The following is a 20733-nucleotide window of genomic DNA, read 5'->3' as shown; positions in this document are numbered from 1 at the left end:
AAAACGAAATAGTCAAATAGACAAATAGTCTAATTTATTCTGCGATACACCGCACCGAGCCCCCGTAGCTGCGGTAGTGGCTGCTCGTGGCGGCGTTGCTGCTGCGGACGTACAGGGTCCAGGCGCTGCGGATGCCCCCCGAATACTCAGTACTGGACCAGTAGTAGCCGTGGCTGCCACGGCGGTACAACGAGCCGCTGTAGTCGTACCGGAGCCCGGCGGCCGGCAACATCAAATCATCACCGAATAAATAAGCGCTGCTGTAGTTGGTTATGCTCTCTGACCACGACGATCCAACAATACTCTGGGCGTTGTTGGCATCAACACCCGTCCACTGGCTTTCGGTAGGCACTCGATAACCGGCAGGGCAGGGATCATTGGAGGTTTTGAATGCATCTGACAAGGCACCGTCAGGTGCATCAGATGCATCCCAGGCGCTAATGGCACCATCGTTTGCTTCACTTGATCCTGGCCCGGTAGGACCATGGGCGAAATTGGATGTGTTGGTATCGTACCACTGACTGGAAGATGGCCCTTTCCGGCCCCACTGCCAATAACCGCCGATCAGTCTCCAGGACGGGGTGAAGGGATCATCACCAGTGGTCTTGCCGATGGCGGCCAAGTTATAGCAGTCAAACTCTTTCCATACGCCCGGGGCCACGTATGCGCCGCAAGAGGCGTTTGGTGTCGTATCTCCTGTCCCTCCATCATCATCATCATTATCGCTGTCAGTAGTTGTCGCCGGTGTCGTTGCGCCCCCACCGCCTCCACCGCCTCCACCGCCCGTGCCGACAATGGCCACAAAACCAATTAAAATAACTGCCAGCAGGCAGGTGTAGCGGATTGATGTCAACAGATTGCGACTGAATTTCATTTTTCCCCCCTTTTGATTTCCGTATAGATCAAAATGCCATAAGCGGCAATACCGCCCAACAGTATTGCCACCAAATCAAGGCTGCTGTATGTTCCAAATACAAAATAGTTTTTAGTATTCTCCAGAAGATAGATATCGTCAAACCAGCCGGGTATCGCTTTAGCAATATTGGTGCTGTATTTCTGGCCCAGTTCAAACCCGGCGTCAACGATAAGCCAGAAGAGACAGACAGGCAGGTATGTTTTTCGTCCCCAGCCAGAAACACCAACGGTCAGCAGGATAAACGCAGCTACATGCAGAAAGGCGGGAAGGGTGTTACCCAGGAAGCCGAATACAGGTGGAAACAGCCCGTAAAAGCTTAAATTAAAAGGGTTAGTATAGACCAGGTAGGTCATGTCAGCAGGTCGGTCAAACAGGTATACCAGAGCCCCGATGAATAAGAACGTGATACCGACAATGATTTGGCGTGTGTTTATCATATAAAGTGGCTTGAAAAAGCACTGCATGAGCGCTCACAACACCCAATGACCATCAATTTGAGGTTCTATCTTTTTTCCCCTTATAAAACCCCCTGATGCCCCCCTTCAATTCTTTATGTTAGAAGAAACAAACATTAACTCCCACCGACTCCTCCGATGCCTCCCGATGAAAACGCAGCAGAAACGCCAGCACAAACCCGAACAGATATCCCCCCGTATGTGCCCAGTAGTTCACATTAGAAGCCGTCTCCCCGAACATAGCGCGTGAGCCGGCCATGTCCATGGCGGAAAAAAGTCCGATCAGCCCCCCCCCAGCAGTCAGCCTTCATAATGTTCAATCTCATGTCTGTTCTCTATCTAATTCATTCCAAGAGAACGTATTTGGTGGAGAAAGGGGATCTCTATTTTTTCCTTACCTTTACGTATCAGGATGTACCCGGAATCCCAGAATTCGCGGATGAGCCATTTATATTAGAGGTCACCGAGGATTAAAACAGTCTATCCAGCAGTTCCTTGACAGCCTCCCGGCCCAGCGCCCTGCCGGCCTCCTGGCCTACGGCATTGACAAAGGCATTTTGATCTGATTGGGGCTGATTCGCTATATAGGATTGGTTTTGCCCCGTTTCCTGGGCACCCTTGCGCTGCTCCTCAAGCAGTGCATCTTCCCGGGCGATACGGGCCTGCTCTCTGTTGAGTTCAGTGGTGACATTGAGCATGGCGGCGATGATGTCGTCAGAAAATTTCAGCTTCTTGAGGATGACCAGCTCGTCAAAGCTGAAGTCCCGGTAGGGCTCCTTTACCCCGTTTATCTTGGCGACGATCACTTTGTCCCCAAAGCCGTGCTCCAGCATCTTGGCGATTGTGCCAATGCGCAGTTCTTTGGGGCCGGTATAAAGCAGGCGGTAAGCGGGGTTCTCGATGTGATCAGCCAGGTCGGGGTACTGCTCTATAAAGGCCATGAATTCATCTTTGTTCCCGCTGTCGATCAGTTCGTTAAGATGGGCGATGTTTTGCCGGGTTTGCTGGGTCATTAACTCAGCCAGTCGCTGCTCTGATTCCTGTAGTTGCTGCCCCTCCTCCTGTTGCACGGGTTTTGTTGGTTTATATGAAATGACATAATTTGGATCAGCATCGGCCTTTGCAACTTGCACAAAAGGATCATTTTCTGCAAGCTCAACAGGAATCCTGGCCGCGGCTTTTGATAGGGCATCTTGAACTGCATTTATACTCTGTTTAAGAACGTCTTTAAAAAAACCAATGTCGTTGTCAACTCCATTTTCAGCGACTGTGCCACTGGCTAGAATTTTTCCATTTTTTGAAGTAACTATATACTCGACCTTCACTTCACTTACCTTTTCGGTCAGGGGAGTCGGAACATAATAGCGAATGTTTTCAATCCATATTTTTGTATTAAGGGAGTGCTCCCTGTCTTCTGTGTCTGGTGCTGCAACTGACTGATAAAGATTGGATTGTTGAACCGTCTGTGTAAGTGCTTTTTGAAATGAATCTGTTAAGTCTTTTTCATCAATTTCAATATCATAACCATAGTGTGGGCGCCCCGACTGGTACGCATGTATTTTGTTTGAAACCAGTGTTGGCATGCAGATGTTGATTTGAGTGGGAATTGGATCCTGAATCTGAAGGCCAACATCCCTGTCAGGAATTTCGATTGGCATTTTATATTTAGGGGTGGTGCAAGCTGTTGTCACTAAAAGAAAACTACAAATTAAGGAGAACCCGACCAACCTGTTAAACATAGCTGTAACCCTCCCCGTTTAATGACCGGTAAAAGTAGCATTTTTTCAGCTTTAAAAAACACCATAAACCGGGACTTGTCAATACTGGATTCCTCGAATTCTGGAATGTCGGGGACACCACAGAATCTCAGTCAATGAGTTTTTGTCGACGCCAGAAACAGATTCACAGAACGCATCATCGTCAACCCCATTTTTTATTATGTCCCGGTTCATGTGCACCTGCCACATCGCCAGCCTTTTCCCAAAGTTACGTCGATTTCAGCTTCAATCCCTCCCAGCCCATTATGCCCTTTGCAAACCGCATGGGGCCACGAACCCCTTTTCTCCAAGACAATCACCAAAGGCGTGCTTCTTCAGCAGGCTCTTACCTCAGGCCTCACACCATTCCCTGTACGCCTTGTATAAATCCCTGGATGGCAACGTATAGTGTTGATCTGCTTCAAAACATTAAGTGATAAAGTCACTGACAATATCCATTTTTTAGCGTCACATTGCTTTCCCACTCTCATAGTGAACAGCACCTGCCTTTCCAAATATTGCCCTTGACACCACCACTCCTTGATATTATCATTATCATAACAATCTTGCTTGTGACTCCATTTTTTAAATGGACATAACCAGGCCCTACGAGATCTGAAAAAGTTGGTCTCCTGAGTAAGCAGCACACTCAAGGAGACCATTTTTATTTTAAGCCTCCTTGAGTGATCACCATCATTCTTGGGGGCTTTTTTGTTTAAAAGGGAGGTACACCATGTCACAGACAACGGACGTATCAGGGGGCGATGTTATTTCATCTTCGGAGCGGTCCATGTTTATTCCGGTGTTTCTGTTCATCCTGGCGCTGCTTTATGTGATTTCGCCGATAGATCCTATTCCGGATGTGCCGGTGATCGGTCAAATTGATGATGCCCTTGTGGCGGCCATTGCCACGCTCAATCTCCTTCAGAGTTGGCTCGAAGAAACCAGTATCTTTCTTTTCGGTCTCCGGGGCCTGGTCAAATGGCTGCTCATTTTTATCGGCATCATTGCTTTTTCCGTCATGGGTATGGCGGTGTTGACCTTGGTAAAGGTAGTTACGGGCTGACGGTCGGGGATTATAATGGAAACAGGAAGTGTTTTTGAACTCATGGGAGCGACAGGCTCGTTTGTTCTGTGTGTCAGTGCGGTTCCGCAGATCATTAAAACCTATCGGCTGAAGTGCGCTGAAGGCCTTAGCGGGACATATCTGACGGTTCTGACAGCCGGCCTGTCGCTCATCATGGTTTATTCGGTGTATACCGGGGATAGGATTTTTATTTTCGGTAATGCCATTTCACTCTTGCTCACCATCATAATGGCCGGGCTCTGGTATAAGTATGGCGACAGACATAAAAGAAAGATGATCCACGATGACTTACAGAGTTCCTGAAGCGACATTTGGAGATAAGATCCTCGCCTTGCTGGGCAAAAAGAGGGCCATCCGTATCCCAGAAGAGGCATATAAAAATCTGGGGCCGTATGTTATTGTGCGGGCCAGAAAAGAATCCTTCTGGCGGGCTCTGTTTAGGCCTAAAAAAAATCGGGACTCTTCAGAAGAATAGCTTTATCATTGAAAACCATTGTTATTCTGAGGTAATATGTCAAACTTGTATATAATATTTAAAAATCTCATAAAGGGAGGCCCCCATGGATGAAGACAAAAAAGATGTCTTGGAGCAGAGCCCGCCGCCCCTTGATAAAAAGTATCGGGTCCGTTTTAAGGCCTATGACCAGGAAGGCAACGAACTGCCCAATTTTTCTTTTAAAGATCTGCCGGAAGGATCGGTTCTGAAGATAGGCAACAAAAGCTTTCCCATGCGCAAGGACCGCAAAAAGAAGGGTGTATGAGGTTAAAAAACCACCTACCCGCTAACAATTGAGGCCAGCGTGATAAAACAAAGCCTTGTTTTAATCGTCATAATCGTCATAATTGTCCCATCCATATACGCCGACCATTACACCACCGACCCAACCGCCTACGTTCTTGAAAAATTCAAAACCCATAACATCGTGCTCCTCGGCACCCGACACCAGCAGCCGCAGATCCTCAGCTTTATATCCGGGCTGATCCCCAAACTTCTCGATTCTGACGTTTCTTACATTTGCCTGGAGATCCCTTCTGACCAACAGGAATCAATAGACCATTATATCAAGACAGGAGAAGGGCTTTCAGATATACAACTGTGGTCTTCTATTGACTGTCCAGCCTACCGTAACCTACTTCAGACTATTTACCTGGGCGGAGCTGTTATTCCAAAGGCAATAGACCTGCCATTATCCAGGTTCCATGAGAGTATCAGCCGCGATCAATATATGGCCCAGGTTATATCAGGACTGTATCAGAACACACCTGGCTGTAGGATACTGGTGGTTCTCGGGAACCTGCATGTGTTAAAGCAACTGGAGTGGGAAGAAGGTGTTGGTTCAGAAGATAAGCCTGTTGTCCAATACCTTGAAGCCGATCTTCCAGGTGTTCCCCTGTTTTCTATTGGTCAGGTGATCGACTATAGCCCTGACACCTGTGATTTTACCAGGAGCTTTACAGCTATACCTGGGGCAGTAGCAGTAGACTGTACCACCAGGTTTGCCGGCTGGAAGCTTGGTATACTTGATCCTGTTGCCATAAAAGAGACCGAGGCATATAGGATGTTAGATGGGCTGATTGTTTATTAGGTGATAAGGGTTGCATATAACCCTACGACTTCAAAGAGGCTTCCAGGGTTTTGATAAAATCAGGTGCCAGCCTATTTAAAAAGCCGGCAAACACTGGATGGCTCAAGTCTCTCCATTGTTGACAGAAATCCTGAGACAGGGTTTTATCCTTTTCAAACCGATGGGTTTCTGCTTCACAGGCGGCAAGAAGCGCCCGTTCTTTTTCCTTTAACCCTGACGGAGAAAGCCCCTTGATGGTTTCGTGGGGATATATGCCGGCAGGCTGACCGTTCCATGGATAATCATCAAAAGGGTCTGGACCGATACCCACCCAGAAGTCATCAATGTGCACTATCGCTTTGGAACCCGGTGTTGTAATAACAGACGCCCTTGGTCGAAAGAGTCCGGTGACTTTTTTGGCAGGGTCCGGCACCATTGCCAGAATCAGATGCAGCCAGAAAACCTGATTTTTAGAAGACATCACAAAGGCAGGGTAAGACCAGTAGCCGGTAATGTTGATGTGAGGATATGATATAAACCCACGAAGACTAAAAAACAGGTGGTCGTTTTGTTGCGGTTTCTGAGCGACCTTTCTTTGTGGGGGGATGGACGGACGGTGGGAAATAAATATTGCGCCGCAACGACCGCATTTCATTCTGCTGTGGGGCTTTTTAGCATGCTCTGCGCTGACAGCCCACAACGCCCCACATTCAGGACATTTCACGTTCATTGGGTTCCCCTGTATATCGGTTCTCATGCCGCAGTCAGAACAATAGCCATGTTAGAAAAAGGTTGGGCGGCTTCCATGAAAGTTTCCAAGGGGAACATGATGCCCGCGCCTTCATCAAAACCTGGGTCATTAATGACGGCAAAGGACTGGCCGTTCTCTGCAATGATTGATGTCAACTGAACCGCATGTCCGGAGCCGGGGGGGGTAAACGGATACAGGTTGTGTGCGTCGATGGCGATCAGTGGGCGGCTGCCCTGCTGAAGCATCTCTTTAAGCGAGTCCTCGGTAAAATTGTTTATCTCCTGGGCGCTAAAAGGAAGGTCCATGCGTTGATTAAGGTCGTTTAGAGCGTCATCAATGAGGGAGGGTGTTGTCCCTGAATCGGGGTGATAGATTCCATAGTCTTGGAAAATATCACTCAATAAATCCTCCCCAGGGTCGAACCCCAATGAACGGAACAGACTGTTTGTGGTAGCCACGGCGCAGGAATTCTCCTCGTCCTGCCTGTCCCACAAATCCATATCGTGTAACGGGTCCCCGAAAATTTCAATGCTTGGCGTGTAGTGTCCGTCCAAATCCGTGATGTCGAGACCTATTGCGCTGTTTGTTGTATGGTAAATATCAAGCTCAAGCCCTGCGTCCGGAACATCTTCAGATAAACCGCTAAGGCTCTCTTCAATAGAATCGAGCGCATTGTCCATGTAGTCGTCAGCCTTAAAGCCGACGTTTCCGGGCCAGTCACCACCGAAGTCGTCTCCTTCCAGAGCCATGTCGTCGTTGCTGGCAATCATGTTTTGAAGGTCTTCCGGCATATCATCAGGCAGGGCGTAATCAGACATGACAGTCCTCCGGCGTAATTTTGTCAGGTTTTTGTGAAATAGGGTATTGTTGCAATGAAGCCCTTTACGTTCTCTTGCATGGTATTGTCCACGGTGGATCTCAAGTCAGCCTCAATCTGTTCAAATCTCACGTCACTTTCTTTGAGTATCTTGACATATCGATTTTCCTTCTCTGCCACTATTCCATTTTGCAGCTGCTCATCTCTCTGCTGCTGGGCTTTTTCTCTGCGGCTGTCTGGCAGGGCTTGTAATATTTTAGTATCGCGAAGCAAACAGCGCCTGTTTTCCTGGTCTATAAATTCGGATGTTTCGTAAATAGATACCGTTAGCGTGTCTTTAAAAACACGCCACCATGGGAATATTTTTTCGGCGGCAATTTTAATGCGACCCGCCGACTCTTTATCCATTTGTATGTGATTGAGTGTGTCGCCCATAGCGCGTATCGCCAGTATACCAGCCAGCATACCGACTGGTCCACCAGCCAGTAAAGACCCGCCGGCTAAAAGAAACTGACCCGCTACTGGAAGATGACGTCCGATACGGGAAAGCCATGTTTTCCGAAGCTCTTCACGGATAAAAAGTTCTTCAACAGGAGCAATAGCCCTTTCAATCTCGGCTAAAGACCTTTGAATGTGGGACTGGACCTGTCGTACGCTTTGACGGTTGGTCTGGACAATTTTCTGACGCTCACCAGGAAGAATACGCTGCGCTACGTCTGCGCCGAAACTGGTCTTCAGGAAGTTCGCCTCGTTCTCATATACAAGGTAAGGGTACATAGAGGAAAAATATTCAAACTTCTTTTTAAATTCCGGCAAGAACATGGAAAAGAGCAGGATTTTTTGTATCGTCTGTTGCTGAAGGGGTTTGTTCTCATAGAACGCTTCGACAGACATGTTGGATAGTTTCTTATGTAATGTCTCGACGGGCGGTTCGTCGTTTAATTCCTGGTCCAGCAGAACAATGTCGCCGAAAAGAATGGCGAGCTGGTTGTATTTTTTCAACTGATGGTACTCCCGGTAGAGGTCGAGAGATTTCATCGTTTTAAACCGGGCTTTGATCTGTCTTGTATCCAGAATGCGTTTACACTCTATAACGTAGGCTTCAGGACCTATCAGGACAAGCGGTTCGGGACCGTCGGAACCAGGCAGATCCATACGCAACCGATATAATCCGTTATGCGCCGCTTCACCGCTTATTCGGGAGATGCTTTCCAGCGGGATAACTTCTCCCTTGTCTATGCTCAACGACTCCGACCCTATCCATAAGGTATGGGCAGCCTCCGATTTTTCCAGGTCAAACAAAAAGGCCAGGACATTATCAGCAGAAACGTTGAAGACAGTCGGTTGGGCAATACCGGCTTTTTTCATGAAATATTGGCTCCCACTGGTATTCAGCGCCTCTCCATTTTTCGATATCAGCAGGAAGCGATTGTTATATTCAAACCCATGTGAAAACTCCTGTGTCGGACCGTCTGGAAGCCGTTGCGTCTGGATGGTGTTATTATATTTTGCGGTGAGAAGATAGGGTACATCCCCGGTTTCCCCTATCTCCCTGGCGTTGACCTGGCGCATGGTTGTCAGGATGCTTTCGTTTGGTGTTGCAGATTGGATAGATGGACTATCAATGGGATAGGACTGTAATGGATATACAGAGATAAGCGTCAGTTTGTGCGGAATCCCATTTACATTGAAGCCCAGTATTAGTCTGTGCCGCCCTGTTGTGTTCTCTTCGGTTATGAAGGTCTTGTATTTTAATTCCGGCAGGCTTACCGGCGGGAACGTCCTTATAACATCAGCCTCTTTGTCAATGTAAACAAAGGCAAGGGGGATTTTTCGTGAAGGCGCCGGGCTCCCTTCACCTACAACCGTTTCATGGTCAAGGGTGACCAGCCATATGTAGGCGGCGTCTCTATTAAGCCCCAAACTTCGTCCCAGAGAGGGTTTCCAGCAATCCTGCCATAGTCCATAGCACCGATACAGGATATTCGGGTCGTCAAGACCGATGATGCAACGAATAGCGTTTTTATATTTAACAGTAAAGCCTATTGCCCCTTGAACAGACTCCACATCCCGGTGGACGTCCTGTTCCAAAAAATATTCCAGCCGTGTTTTCTTATGAAAAACATGGAGTATTCCATCTTGAGACCTTGCAAGAAAGCCTTCCTGTAAGGGCTTTTTGTCACACAGCTCGATTCGTGTCAGTGGCACTATCCATGTGAAACTTCCGATAAGCGTTCCCTCGCTTATTGACTGGAACTCTCTTTGGCACGCCGAACATATCGGCGGCCACTTCTGTGTCTGCCCACAAGTCACACATCCATGAACTTTACATTGAATAGCGTATGTCGACGCGCATTGTTTACAGAGAAAGTCCTTATCATTACCTGGAAGTTTGAAATGCTCCACTCTCTCGGGGAACGGAAACTTTGTAAATGACGAGGTAGTACGCCCGGCAAAGTTTTCACTTATCAGGTTTTCTGTGTTATCGCAGAACATTCCAATACAGACATTATTTTGGGTCATGAGGATGTCCTTTTTCTGGAAGAGACTGGATGGAAAGTAAAAATATCGAGAATACCCCCTCCTTTAAAGGTGACAGGCACTTTGTTACCGTACCCGTCCTGAACTCGACGGTGATTCATTTTGAATAGCATAAAGAACCCGTTAAAAAAATATTTTTTTAAAGTGTTATTTGAAGTGGAGAAGGTTTTAGAATATAGTTACAGAATTCCCCACACATATCAGGCCGCCTTTACAGGTTGTGTCCCAAGATTCATCAGTTATAATGGGGGAAAAGCATGAATATGATGAGAATGACATCGCTTACAAAAATCATATCAGGCGGCCAGACCGGTGCTGACAGGGCAGGTCTTGATGCTGCTATGGATGCTGGTATAGAATATGGCGGCTGGCTTCCAAAGGGCCGTAAAGCCGAAGATGGTATTGTCCCCACCAGATATACCAAGCTTCAGGAACTGTCCAGGGGCGGATACCCGAAAAGAACCGAGCAGAACGTCATTGACTCTGACGGGACTATTATTTTCACGTTCGGCAGGCTTACAGGTGGATCTGATCTGACACGACAGCTTGCGGAAAAGCATGGAAGGCCCTGGCTCCATATTGATTTGACCCGGAAGGCCAATCCCTTGACAGAAATCCAAAACTGGCTGAGGATAAATAAGGTGAACGTCCTGAATATAGCTGGCTCAAGGGAAAGCAAATCCCCGGGCATTCATCGGGCCGTGTATGATACTTTAAAACCGGTGCTGGATATGATGTCGTGATGGCCATGGAAAAAGACAGGAAACAAAGCCATCTCCCTGCAGAGCGTCCCAAAACCATACAGGAGGCCGTAACCCTTCTTATTCGAAAGCTGCCGCTAAAAGACCGGGTCCGGATGGCCAACATGGCCCAGGATGACCTGATTGATCTGCATTTTACTCTTGGCGCTTGGATACGGGATAATTTTGGGTTATGGTCCGGCAATGACAATTTAAAAAGGGACTGCACCCTGTACCACCGGGAGTCTTTTATCCATATTGATGAGGACGAGGCCCCCATGATCATTATCTATGAACTGTGGAAGCAGCTCAAAGAGACCCACAGGATGCGGGTTGTAAATTTTAAGCAGCATGTGAATAATACGTTTTAGAAGCACAAAAAATAGAATCAATATAATCTATATTGGGTGAGAGATAAAAATGGCCGTTCTCGTTGAAGCAATTTCAGTGGTGATCAAGGCGGAAGTGATTGTAAATCTCTATCCGGGAGGGTGGCCAGCATTCGAGGCTAATTCGCCCAATGGCACCCTCTGTGCTGACGGAGAGCTCGTGCGCGTTGGTTTTATGGTACCCAATGACGTAAAAGCTTTTATTGACAGTCTTGCCCAGTACGGTATTCATTACCAAGCTGAAGGCAAAGCCGTCGATCTGGTTGTAGTAGATCAGCAACGCGGCTTTGCCGTACCATGCGATTGGGCTGAATTCAGACAAGGTCCTATCGGGGGTGATCCTAAAAAGCGAGTTGCTGGATGCAGCTTAGTCGGGAGCAAGGTGTCAGAGCTTGTTACACCAGACGGGTGGAAGTTTGAGGAGTCTCTCTCTGCAAAATATGGATTCATTGAAACCGGTGAAAATCCTGAATTTCTGGAATATCTCGGGCAAGAGAATGGACTCGATGTCTACCGAGATCTGCGAACGGGCAAGAAGATGTATGTCGGGCGTACCACCCAACCATGAAGCTCAAGTGGGCAGCCAGGGCACGCGGGTTTTGAAAAATCTGGGAATTTGAACAACCAAAATTTTTAATCAAGTCAGTGGAAGCCCTGGCTGCCATTGGCTTCAGGCGTTAGAAGGCAGAAGTATGCATCCGTCACTGAATGCTAAGTTTGTTGAACCCCCTCCTTTAAGGCCAAAAGAGCTAATGGAGCGTAATGAACCATGCTGGTGTGGATCTGGGAAGAAGTGGAAGATATGTCATAGAGACAGACATCTTCAGCCAAAAATCCAAATAGGTAAGTTATTGAAAGAAATGTACCAAATAGAAAAGAAGGGAATATGTCTTCACCCGAATGCATCAAAAATCACGTGCTCAAACAAAATAATTAAGGCTCATACTGTCCAAAGAGCCGGAGGGTTGAGTCGTATATCAGAAAAAGGCCACGTAATATCTGAAAGGAAAGGTTTCGAAAATATTTTTAAAAATTTAGGCCAGATTGTTCCGGAACTAATAGGAATAGGTAGTGCTTCAACATTTATGGGTTTTTGCTCCGGTCACGATAACAGTTTATTTGTGCCAATTGAGAAAAGTTCATTTTCATTAAACCATGAAACATCCTTTCTATTAGCGTTTCGCGCTATAGCATATGAATATCTATCAAAGAAAAATGCAATAAAGATTGTTAAAATACAGCGCGATATGGATAAGGGAATGGATTTTTCAACTCAAGTTAGCATTCAAAACTTCCTACATGTTTATCAAACGGGATGCCTGAGGGGTATGCAAGATTTAAAAGGGTGGAAAGCAGAATATGATAAAAGATTTATCGAGAATGATTACACTTCAATGCCTCACTACGCAGTGGAGTTCAAAGGCACCCTTCCTCTCGTTTGCTGTGGCGGTTTCTATCCTGAAGTAGACTTCGATGGTAACAAACTGCAACTAATTTCTCGCGGTAATTCGAAGTTTGAGCATGTATGTATCAATATTTCCGCATGTGGCGATAAGTCGTTTATAGCTTTTGGGTGGCATGGCATTAATGAAGGGCCTGCCGAACAATTTGTAAAGTCGTTCAAAAGGATAAAAGATACGGAGAAAGCGAACGCTGCACTAATGTTAGCAGTCGAGCAATCTGAAAACACGTATTTTAGACCTTCATGGTGGAACGGCTTAAATGATACAAATAGAACCCACCTAATAGATAGAATGCGATCAGGTGTTTTTGATAGCACTATTCGGCCAGAAAGCACATACCGAAATATGATTAAAATTCTTCCCGATACTGAGGTTGCAAACGAAATATGGAACGTATAGGAAAGCACTTTTAACAAGTTTAATTCAGCCGACGCAAAAAGCCGCGCGGCTCATTTGCAGCGTTCGCAGCATGAGGCCTTCCCTGGTATATGTTGTTTCAAAAAAGACCGGGAAAATATAGTTTAACGGGTATGTGGGGGAATAAGTGCATAGTCCTATGAAAGCGTTCCGATTATATCGGCTTGTTGTTGTAACAGTAGCCCTTTTTTTATGGTTCACCACAGCCGCCTTTTCTGAGACTGTTATCACCGGTAAGGTTGTCGGTATAGCAGACGGAGACACCATCACCGTCCTTCAGGATAAGACCCAATACAAGATCAGGCTCTATGGTATAGACTGCCCTGAATCCCACCAGAACTTTGGCACCAGGGCAAAACAGTTCGTATCGGACCTGATTTTTAATAAAGACGTGAGGGTTATCGTCCATGACACTGACAGATATGGCAGAAATGTAGGCCAAGTGTTTTATAACGACCTTGATGTGAACCAGGCCATGGTACAAGCCGGTTATGCCTGGGTATATCCGCAGTATTGTAAAAAGTCTTTCTGCAGCGCCTGGAATGGCTTTGAGCAGGCCGCACGGGAGAAGGGGATAGGTCTCTGGAGTCATCCAAACCCGGTTCCACCCTGGGATTTCAGGCGGGGTGTACGGGGAAGTTCAGCTGAAAAGAACAAAGACACCAGCAAGAACCAAGAGGTGACTTATCACGGTAATACCAGTTCCATGGTGTTTCATCAGCCGGCCTGTAAACATTTTAATTGTAAAAACTGTACGGCTGTTTTCCAGGATAGGGAAGAGGCAATAGAGGCGGGATATCGGCCGTGTGGGGGGTGTCGACCATCTGGCATACACAATGCTTCCCTCAAAAACGCCGCTCGAGGAACATATTAAATCGAAGACGGCCTGCTTATGTGGGTTCCCCGGCAGGTCGCTTTTTCAGCATTGCATGACCTGATACATTGTCTCTTTAATTGAGGCGCAACAGCATCATACGCAAATAGATAAAAAATACAGAATGATTTACAAGCCGAGTTTTATAACTTATAACAAAAGAGCTATTTATTATTGACAAAACAAACCCTGTCCTGATAGTAGTTCAAATTTGGGGGAATTACCGTAGCGATATATCCACGTTATACAAAAGCACGCAAAATCAATATAATGAACCATGTATGCATTATACCATAATCATTTAAAAGGAATATGCCATGCATAGATCCCAGACCTGTGCTTTTTGCCAAAAACCATTTCATTTCGATGAAAAGTTTAGGGAGTTCCGCATAGGCCCCCAATTTTGTTGTATCGAACACCTTAAAAAGTTTGTCGAAAAATTCGATCCTCTTTCATTTTGCTATACAAGTGAAAATGAAATCGATGCTGATCCAAATTTGATAGATAAGGAGCCCTGGAAAGAAATTTTTCGACTTGGTAATTCCATGGTCGTCAATCCGATAAAAGCTTTTGCCGTATTCGATGACTCGGACAATCATGGAGGTGAAAGACTTCAAGATTGGTTTGATATGATTAGAGAAGGTAACTATGCTGCCGATAACCGCCTATCAAAGTATCGGTGTAACCCGAGTGATTTGAGAATAGTAGTAGATAAAGAACCAACAGTTTTTTCAAATTTATTGAATGAAAAATTTAGATCTTCCTATGAGGTGGACGTAATAGAGGTAATGAAGATTTCTTGGGGGTGGACAGGCATGCTTTACGAGCCTCATGGAATAAAAATGTTTTATGCCGGAGAGAATCAAGAAAGAATCTACATTCCTGATTGGTATGATCCAAAAAATGTGGTCTATTTTGAAGTTAAAGGTTTTAATTCATGGGACAAATGTTCAAAAGATAAAGTTATAGCTCTATCAGAAATAATTGGTTGGCGTAGAATGATCTTGATTCATCCAATGTATGGAGCTGAATTTGGAAAACTTGCGAATCAATTACGAAAGAATGGATGAAATGTTTATCTTTTCATAGAATATTAAAAACGATGAGTGGAGGTTATATGAAATATCTCCGGCCCCAAGATGGAATATCAATCGAAATGATTTTGAAGGTCATGGGACTTGATAAAAATAATGAGCTTAGAGAAGCGATTCTCCACCAACTTGCTGACAACTTGAGCGACAATCAATCGGAATCAGGTAAAAAGTTTCGCTGCCTTCTAAATTCCCTCAAGATAGATGGTTACAGACAAGGGAAAGCTCCTGTGCGAGCTGTTATCAACCTGATAAGTAAAATTCATTACTGGCAGAACGAAGAAATTTTTTTAACGATTATGGAATTTTGGGTAGATTTACACCAGCCTCAAATCGATCAAGCAAATGCTTTTTACAATAAAATCAAACCGGATCAATGCAGTTTAATATTAGAAGCCATGATAAAAGGCGACCGGCCTGAAGCTTTTATCGCACTTGTGAATGACTTCAGGATAATGCATAAATGCTCTTCCGAAGAATTTGTGGAGTTACTGCTTTGTACTGTTTTTTTATTTAATAACATTGAGAGTGAATACATTGGAAATTCGGATGATAATGAGACCGAACCCAACCATATAGGCCTGCCTAATTTCTGGGCGAACATTATAGATAGATTAAATGAATTACCACCTGACTCAGATGAATGGAACGCTCTAGACAACTTTATAAGTACCGCTAAAGAAATTCTGAGTTTAAAAACAGAGCACCATGGGGCAACTATCGAACAACTTAATGAAGCGCTGGTAGAGTTTACAAGTAATTGCGAGCAAGGCCTTGCTTATATCGGAAGAGCCGATGCTGCGAATCAATGGGAAGCTTCTGTATGCGAGCAGGAGAATATTGATAAAATTATTGAACTAATGAGAAGCTTGCGCGAAGAACTTACACAAATTATGGAGCCGTGGCCTACAACTTTTGCCGACCTGAAAGAAGAGAAGCTTGCCCGGGGAAACAGAGATAAATTACAAAACAGCATAGATGAACATTTTGGCATTATAGACAGGACATTAAGAAAAACATCAGTCACCGATATAACTACTGATAAAGATAGTAAAGCCTCTGTTGATGATGAAGTAGAGGGGCCAGATATCATAGATGGGAATTCCGACCTTACAAATGAAGAGGTATTTGAGGAGGTAGTGGCTTTAGCCCCTCCCTTAGCAGAGCTTGAAGATGAAGAGCCAATCGAAGAGCAGGGGGGCAAACTCGATCTTGAAGATGGCCTCGAAGACGATGAGTTGATCGGGCAAGATGAAGAGAATGAAGAGAATGTAGAAACTGACATTGAAAGTGGGTCTGATGAGATTAACGAAGAACCAGTACAGAAAAATGAAAATTGTGCGGAGTCCAGACCCTTCTGGGAAATTGCTGCACAACTCCAGTCTCAAGATAGCAGTAAATTTAACGCAGGTCTTACAGAGCTGCTGTGGGCAGAGATTAAAGAAAACAGGCTATCCCCAGCATATTGGATAGCACGATATCTTGAATCAAATGATCATGATGAAAAAATAAAAGTTGTTCCGTCTTGGTTAATTGAGTTTATCTCCCTATCTCGATATCTCAGACACGGTTTCGGCCCAATAGCCCCTAGGCTGGAACAATTAGCCCAGAATTTTGATGAATCAATTTTCAAAGGCCCTGATGATTGGAAAAACGGGATGCGATTTTTAATTGCCGGCGCCATGTTAAGGCCAGCAATGATTGCTCCTGCTACAGGGGCTGCCGCATTATTGAAAAGCATTCGATTCAAGGGCGAACGGCCTCATACATATCAGATCTGGCAGGATATTATTGAATTTGGGAATTTAGGGCACCCACTAAGTCTTTCAAATCTGGGCCTCATTGATAATCAAGCGGCCCGAAAGAAACAGCTTGATAACTTAATTGATGATGCTTCGCAATGGTATGACCAGGCAGCGAGAAGGGTGATGATGTATCAACCCGCAACCCAAGTGTGGATCGCATGGCAGAAGTCTGACGGACTAATATCACAGATTATTAAACCGGTTTGCGAAAACGATCTTTCTCAAATAGAAAATGTCAGGCGACTATTAATTCAAAATTCAAACGAGCAGGCCCTTAAACTCCAAATCAATGAAACGAACAAAGCTGTCAGAAAAACTCGAGTGAAAAAAGAGATTACCGGGAGAGGATTAACACAACTTATTAGCCATGCAAGTGACGCTTTCGGTTACGCAAGGCAATGGCTTACACTTAATGACGAGCAACAGGGCAAAAATCAGGATTGGTTTACAGAACAAGTTGATAAGCTTAAAAAGACCTTTGAACGTCACAGTTCAAGGGCTATTGGGGAATTAGAAAATTATGAAAAAAACTATAATAACTCTCTTTATATGACTAGTGGAATCAGTGTTTTCAAATCTGCCATTTTACACGTTCAAGCCTTCTTTGATGGGAAAAAATCTTTGGATATGGACGAGGAGGTTACAACAGCATTAATATTAAATCATGATTTGCTTCGCATGCCTTCAGTTCGACTGGACGAATACTTTGACCCAATAAATTTTAATTCACCAAAAGAAATAATATCTGAAATTGTGGAAATGGAGAAAAAAAATGAAACGGATTGGGAGGATATTTTCTCCTACTGTTGCGAAAAAGGGGAACATGATAGAACCCTTTTAATTCTTAAATATGACAAATCAATTTTAAAGAAATTAGATAATGATGCCTTGGATGAGAAAAGAAATGAATCAATTGAAGAACACAGATTAAAGCTAAAAGACAAAATCGCTTATACTGAAAAGCTGATTGGCGAAGCGGTGGCTCAGAACCTGTTAACCGAAGATCAATATGCAGAAGCGAGATCGCAAATTGAACTGATTGACATAGAAGGCATAACCTTCTTTCCTGAAATTTATTCGAGACTCACCAAAGTACAACTACAACTTGATGAATATAAAAAGGGAAAGACAAAAAGCATTATAGATAAACTAAAAAGGAGTAGTTTAGATGAAACCAGTTCTTCGATAATAAAAAAGTTGATAGATGGTGGAGATCTTGGCACTGCCGAAGAATTTCTTGAAATGGCGGAATCAGGCGAAGCTCTTCCAGACCATGATGCAGGGACAGATGACCCTTTCTGTATATTTTTCCCTAAGTTTATCAATGAGTTTGGGCAGTGGATGGAGGATAAAGGTCAACCCAAAAAAATTATAAGCAATATTGATAGAGGTCAATCCTTCGGCCCAGTAAAACTTAGTGTTATTCGGGGGGCTCAATTGAGCCAAGCCTCTGATTCTGTGCGAATATGGTTGGATGGCAAAAGAACAAAAAAAATAAATCGGTACGATATCAAAATCGTTCTTACCTGGCTTGGCTTCAATATTCTAAACGTCGTAGACAGTGACAAATCTTCTTCTGATCGGCAATGGTTCAAAGTCAAGATGGAAACCATTCGTGATGGTTGCCCTATTTCGGCTTATGGTTCCGATGCCAAAGGTAATTTTCGGCTACTTTGTGTTCATGGGCGTCCCCCCGAGGATCAGGTCGTTCAACAAGTTGCCATAAAAAGTGAAGACGGCCCGTGTATTGTTTTTTATTTCGGCAGAATGACGGAAAGGCAATTCAGAGATCTGTCTTTGTCTGCCCGAAAACACAACTCCGACGCACTGTTCATAGACGAATCCGGATTTTTTTTCATGCTTGGGCAAAGAGGTGCTAAATTAGAGACTCTTTTTCAGATTACCTTACCATTCACAGCCCATAATCCCTACAAACCTTTTGCAACTGGAAATATTCCGCCGGAAATGTTTTACGGTCGTTCAAATGAAATGCAGAGCATTATGGATCCACATGGGGCCTGTTTTATATATGGCGGACGTCAATTGGGGAAATCAGCACTGCTTCGTGCCGTAGAAAGAAAATTTTACCGGCCGCAAAGCTCTCACTTTGCTTTTTTTCTGGATCTAAAAGTTGAAGGGTTAGGTGAAAGTCGTCCGATAGATGATATTTGGCAGATGCTTCACCGGCAATTAGTAAGATTGGGGATTTTGCAGTCCCAATACAACAGGAAGACGAGTCCCGACGGGCTAATCGAGGAGCTTATTGGTTGGGCCGAAAGTGATGACCAAAAGCGACTGCTTGTCCTTCTAGATGAAGCAGACCACCTGCTTGATGAAGATGCCAAAAAGAATTTCCCAATATTTACCTTCATTAAGAAAATAATGGATTACACAACCAGGAGGGTTAAATTTATATTTGCAGGCCTTCACAATGTGCAACGTTTTAGCAGGATTCCAAATCAACCATTGGCTCATTTAGGTGCGCCTATATGTATTGGGCCTTTACTGAATAATGGCGAATGGCGAGAAGCCACAAACTTGATAGCGCGGCCTTTAAATGCACTTGGCTACAGATTTGAACCGCATTTCCTGGTTAATCGAATTTTGGGGCATACCAATTATCAACCTAGTCTTATCCAGCTTTTTTGCGAATCATTAGTAAAATATCTTTCAAACCCAGCTGCTGCCAAATTTGATCAAAAACTCTCACCACCATTCATAATAACCGAAAAGCATGTGGATGATGTTTATCTGAATACGCAATTGAGAAAAACAATCAAGGAGCGATTTGAACTGACCTTAAATCTTGATCCCCGATACCGATTTATTGCTTTCGTTATTGCTAATGGGACTATTGATAGAGATGACCCTTCCGGTAGAGGTTTCAGCGTTCCCTGGGTAACCCAAGAAGTCAATCACTGGTGGCCCAGAGGGTTTGCAGACAGCAGTGGGATTGACGATATCCGGGGGTTGCTAGATGAAATGACTGGTTTGGGCGTACTATCCAAAACCAAAGATGAGAGGTATCGTCTTAGAAGTTCTAATGTCCTCCGTTTGTTAGGCAACCAAGAGGATATTGAGCATACCCTTCTATCTTCAGATTCATGGGAATTGCCTCAGAAGTTCCACACCAGTATTTATAGGCGGGCGGGAAAAGGGAAAAATACGATAAGAAGAAGCCCAGTAACCGGAGACCAGGAATCTGATCTATTATACAGAGAGAATGGTATTCGCCTTGTTTTTGGGAGCAGGGCCTTGGGGGTCGAAGACCTGCAAGAGTATATTGAAATTGCGAGACCGGACTCACCAACAGGTGCCATATCGGCCTCAATGCCTGTAACCATTAAGGACGTTAACGAATTTTTAACACGACTTTCCCGCGTTCTTAACGACAAAAAGAATGGCCTTAACCTGATTTTTATCCCACCGGGGACACCTTTTAGCGAATTGTGGGTTAATGAAGCAGCCAGAAAATTAAATGCGTTGAGATCGTCGACTGCCATATGCCGGCTTTTCTTCATTTTTGACCCCGATTCATTGCTTGCCTGGCTAAAAATATCTAAAGCGAACAGGCCTGAGAACAAACTAAATAATGTACAGATCACTTCACTTAAACGCTGGTCAGAATCGACAGTTGAAAGATGGCTAAACGAACTTGCTTTAGCGCCAAACAACCCGACGCAGCGTGAAATCATTATGTCCCAAACTGGTGGATGGCCAATGCTTCTTTATCGGTTTGCAGAACTCAATCTTCAACGTAACGTGGCATGGGAAAAAGCTTTAGATGAAGTATCCAGTACACTTGAGCAGGAGGACGAAAGGGGGAAATTTTTAAATTCCGTTGGTCTGAGTAAAGGTACTATTCAGTATAAATTCATGAAAAACTGGGCTGAAATCAAAGAGCCATTAGCACCAGAAGACATAATTGGTCTTTTCGACGGATTCGATGAAGATCAGGCTGACTGTTTGCTGTCCTACGGTGAACATTTAAGTATCTGCAAACCAGCAAAGGGAAACAAATGGCAACAGGAAGCTTTATTGGCAAAACTCTTACGTTTAGAATAG

17 protein-coding genes are annotated in these 20733 nt (G+C 44.7%); 11 read left to right on the top strand and 6 right to left on the bottom strand.

What is annotated here, in order from left to right; genetic code table 11:
• Positions 1 to 34 precede the first annotated feature (34 nt).
• From DOLE_RS15155 to DOLE_RS15145, 3 genes are all read right to left on the bottom strand, one after another.
• The gene (locus DOLE_RS15155; protein WP_012176360.1) at positions 35 to 874 is read right to left on the bottom strand and encodes a fibrobacter succinogenes major paralogous domain-containing protein; all 840 of its coding nucleotides are present in this window, start codon (positions 872 to 874) and stop codon (positions 35 to 37) included.
• Positions 871 to 1353 (bottom strand): hypothetical protein, encoded by a 483-nt coding sequence (locus DOLE_RS15150; protein WP_041280625.1) that lies wholly within the window; start codon positions 1351 to 1353, stop codon positions 871 to 873. The genes DOLE_RS15155 and DOLE_RS15150 overlap by 4 nt, the downstream gene beginning before the upstream one ends.
• Positions 1354 to 1841: 488 nt before the next feature.
• Positions 1842 to 3110, bottom strand: a complete 1269-nt coding sequence (locus DOLE_RS15145; RefSeq protein ID WP_012176358.1) for a hypothetical protein — start codon at positions 3108 to 3110, stop codon at positions 1842 to 1844.
• 808 nt (positions 3111 to 3918) lie between these two features.
• On the opposite strand from DOLE_RS15145, the gene DOLE_RS15140 reads away from it, so the two are divergent.
• The 4 genes from DOLE_RS15140 to DOLE_RS15125 all read left to right on the top strand — a co-directional run bounded on the left by DOLE_RS15140 (position 3919) and on the right by DOLE_RS15125 (position 5801).
• On the top strand, positions 3919 to 4194 hold the full coding sequence (locus tag DOLE_RS15140) for a DUF1232 domain-containing protein (protein ID WP_232362714.1): 276 nt from the start codon (positions 3919 to 3921) through the stop codon (positions 4192 to 4194).
• 15 nt (positions 4195 to 4209) lie between these two features.
• Positions 4210 to 4518, top strand: a complete 309-nt coding sequence (locus DOLE_RS15135; RefSeq protein ID WP_012176356.1) for a SemiSWEET family sugar transporter — start codon at positions 4210 to 4212, stop codon at positions 4516 to 4518.
• A 257-nt stretch (positions 4519 to 4775) separates the two neighbouring features.
• Positions 4776 to 4976: a hypothetical protein gene (locus tag DOLE_RS15130; protein ID WP_012176354.1), complete on the top strand. Its 201-nt coding sequence runs from the start codon at positions 4776 to 4778 to the stop codon at positions 4974 to 4976.
• Between the two features lie 39 nt (positions 4977 to 5015).
• The gene (locus tag DOLE_RS15125) at positions 5016 to 5801 is read left to right on the top strand and encodes a hypothetical protein (RefSeq protein WP_012176353.1); all 786 of its coding nucleotides are present in this window, start codon (positions 5016 to 5018) and stop codon (positions 5799 to 5801) included.
• A gap of 22 nt (positions 5802 to 5823) precedes the next feature.
• Here the strand turns inward: DOLE_RS15125 and DOLE_RS15120 are convergent, their stop codons facing one another.
• From DOLE_RS15120 to DOLE_RS15110, 3 genes are read right to left on the bottom strand one after another with little or no spacing between them, the layout of a single operon-like run.
• Positions 5824 to 6510 (bottom strand): MJ0042-type zinc finger domain-containing protein, encoded by a 687-nt coding sequence (locus DOLE_RS15120; protein ID WP_041280623.1) that lies wholly within the window; start codon positions 6508 to 6510, stop codon positions 5824 to 5826.
• Between the two features lie 23 nt (positions 6511 to 6533).
• On the bottom strand, positions 6534 to 7349 hold the full coding sequence (locus tag DOLE_RS15115; RefSeq protein WP_012176351.1) for a hypothetical protein: 816 nt from the start codon (positions 7347 to 7349) through the stop codon (positions 6534 to 6536).
• Positions 7350 to 7372: 23 nt separating this feature from the next.
• Positions 7373 to 9871, bottom strand: coding sequence for a hypothetical protein (locus DOLE_RS15110; RefSeq protein WP_012176350.1), 2499 nt, complete (start codon positions 9869 to 9871; stop codon positions 7373 to 7375).
• A gap of 275 nt (positions 9872 to 10146) precedes the next feature.
• Between DOLE_RS15110 and DOLE_RS15105 the strand changes: the two genes are divergently transcribed.
• The 7 genes from DOLE_RS15105 (at position 10147) to DOLE_RS15075 (ending at position 20733) form a co-directional block, all read left to right on the top strand.
• The gene (locus DOLE_RS15105; protein WP_012176349.1) at positions 10147 to 10632 is read left to right on the top strand and encodes a putative molybdenum carrier protein; all 486 of its coding nucleotides are present in this window, start codon (positions 10147 to 10149) and stop codon (positions 10630 to 10632) included.
• The gene (locus DOLE_RS17630; protein WP_052294313.1) at positions 10632 to 11000 is read left to right on the top strand and encodes a DUF6794 domain-containing protein; all 369 of its coding nucleotides are present in this window, start codon (positions 10632 to 10634) and stop codon (positions 10998 to 11000) included. Before DOLE_RS15105 ends, DOLE_RS17630 begins: the two co-directional genes overlap by 1 nt.
• A gap of 49 nt (positions 11001 to 11049) precedes the next feature.
• On the top strand, positions 11050 to 11586 hold the full coding sequence (locus DOLE_RS15095; RefSeq protein WP_041280622.1) for a hypothetical protein: 537 nt from the start codon (positions 11050 to 11052) through the stop codon (positions 11584 to 11586).
• A gap of 124 nt (positions 11587 to 11710) precedes the next feature.
• Positions 11711 to 12880: an SEC-C domain-containing protein gene (locus DOLE_RS17625; RefSeq protein WP_012176347.1), complete on the top strand. Its 1170-nt coding sequence runs from the start codon at positions 11711 to 11713 to the stop codon at positions 12878 to 12880.
• A gap of 157 nt (positions 12881 to 13037) precedes the next feature.
• On the top strand, positions 13038 to 13772 hold the full coding sequence (locus DOLE_RS15085; protein ID WP_012176346.1) for a thermonuclease family protein: 735 nt from the start codon (positions 13038 to 13040) through the stop codon (positions 13770 to 13772).
• Between the two features lie 317 nt (positions 13773 to 14089).
• Positions 14090 to 14842: a PDDEXK family nuclease gene (locus DOLE_RS15080; RefSeq protein ID WP_012176345.1), complete on the top strand. Its 753-nt coding sequence runs from the start codon at positions 14090 to 14092 to the stop codon at positions 14840 to 14842.
• A 47-nt stretch (positions 14843 to 14889) separates the two neighbouring features.
• Positions 14890 to 20733, top strand: coding sequence for an ATP-binding protein (locus DOLE_RS15075; RefSeq protein ID WP_041280621.1), 5844 nt, complete (start codon positions 14890 to 14892; stop codon positions 20731 to 20733).

Source organism: Desulfosudis oleivorans Hxd3, from assembly GCF_000018405.1.
Classification (GTDB): domain Bacteria; phylum Desulfobacterota; class Desulfobacteria; order Desulfobacterales; family Desulfosudaceae; genus Desulfosudis; species Desulfosudis oleivorans.
This window is presented reverse-complemented; position numbering and strand designations above follow the sequence as displayed.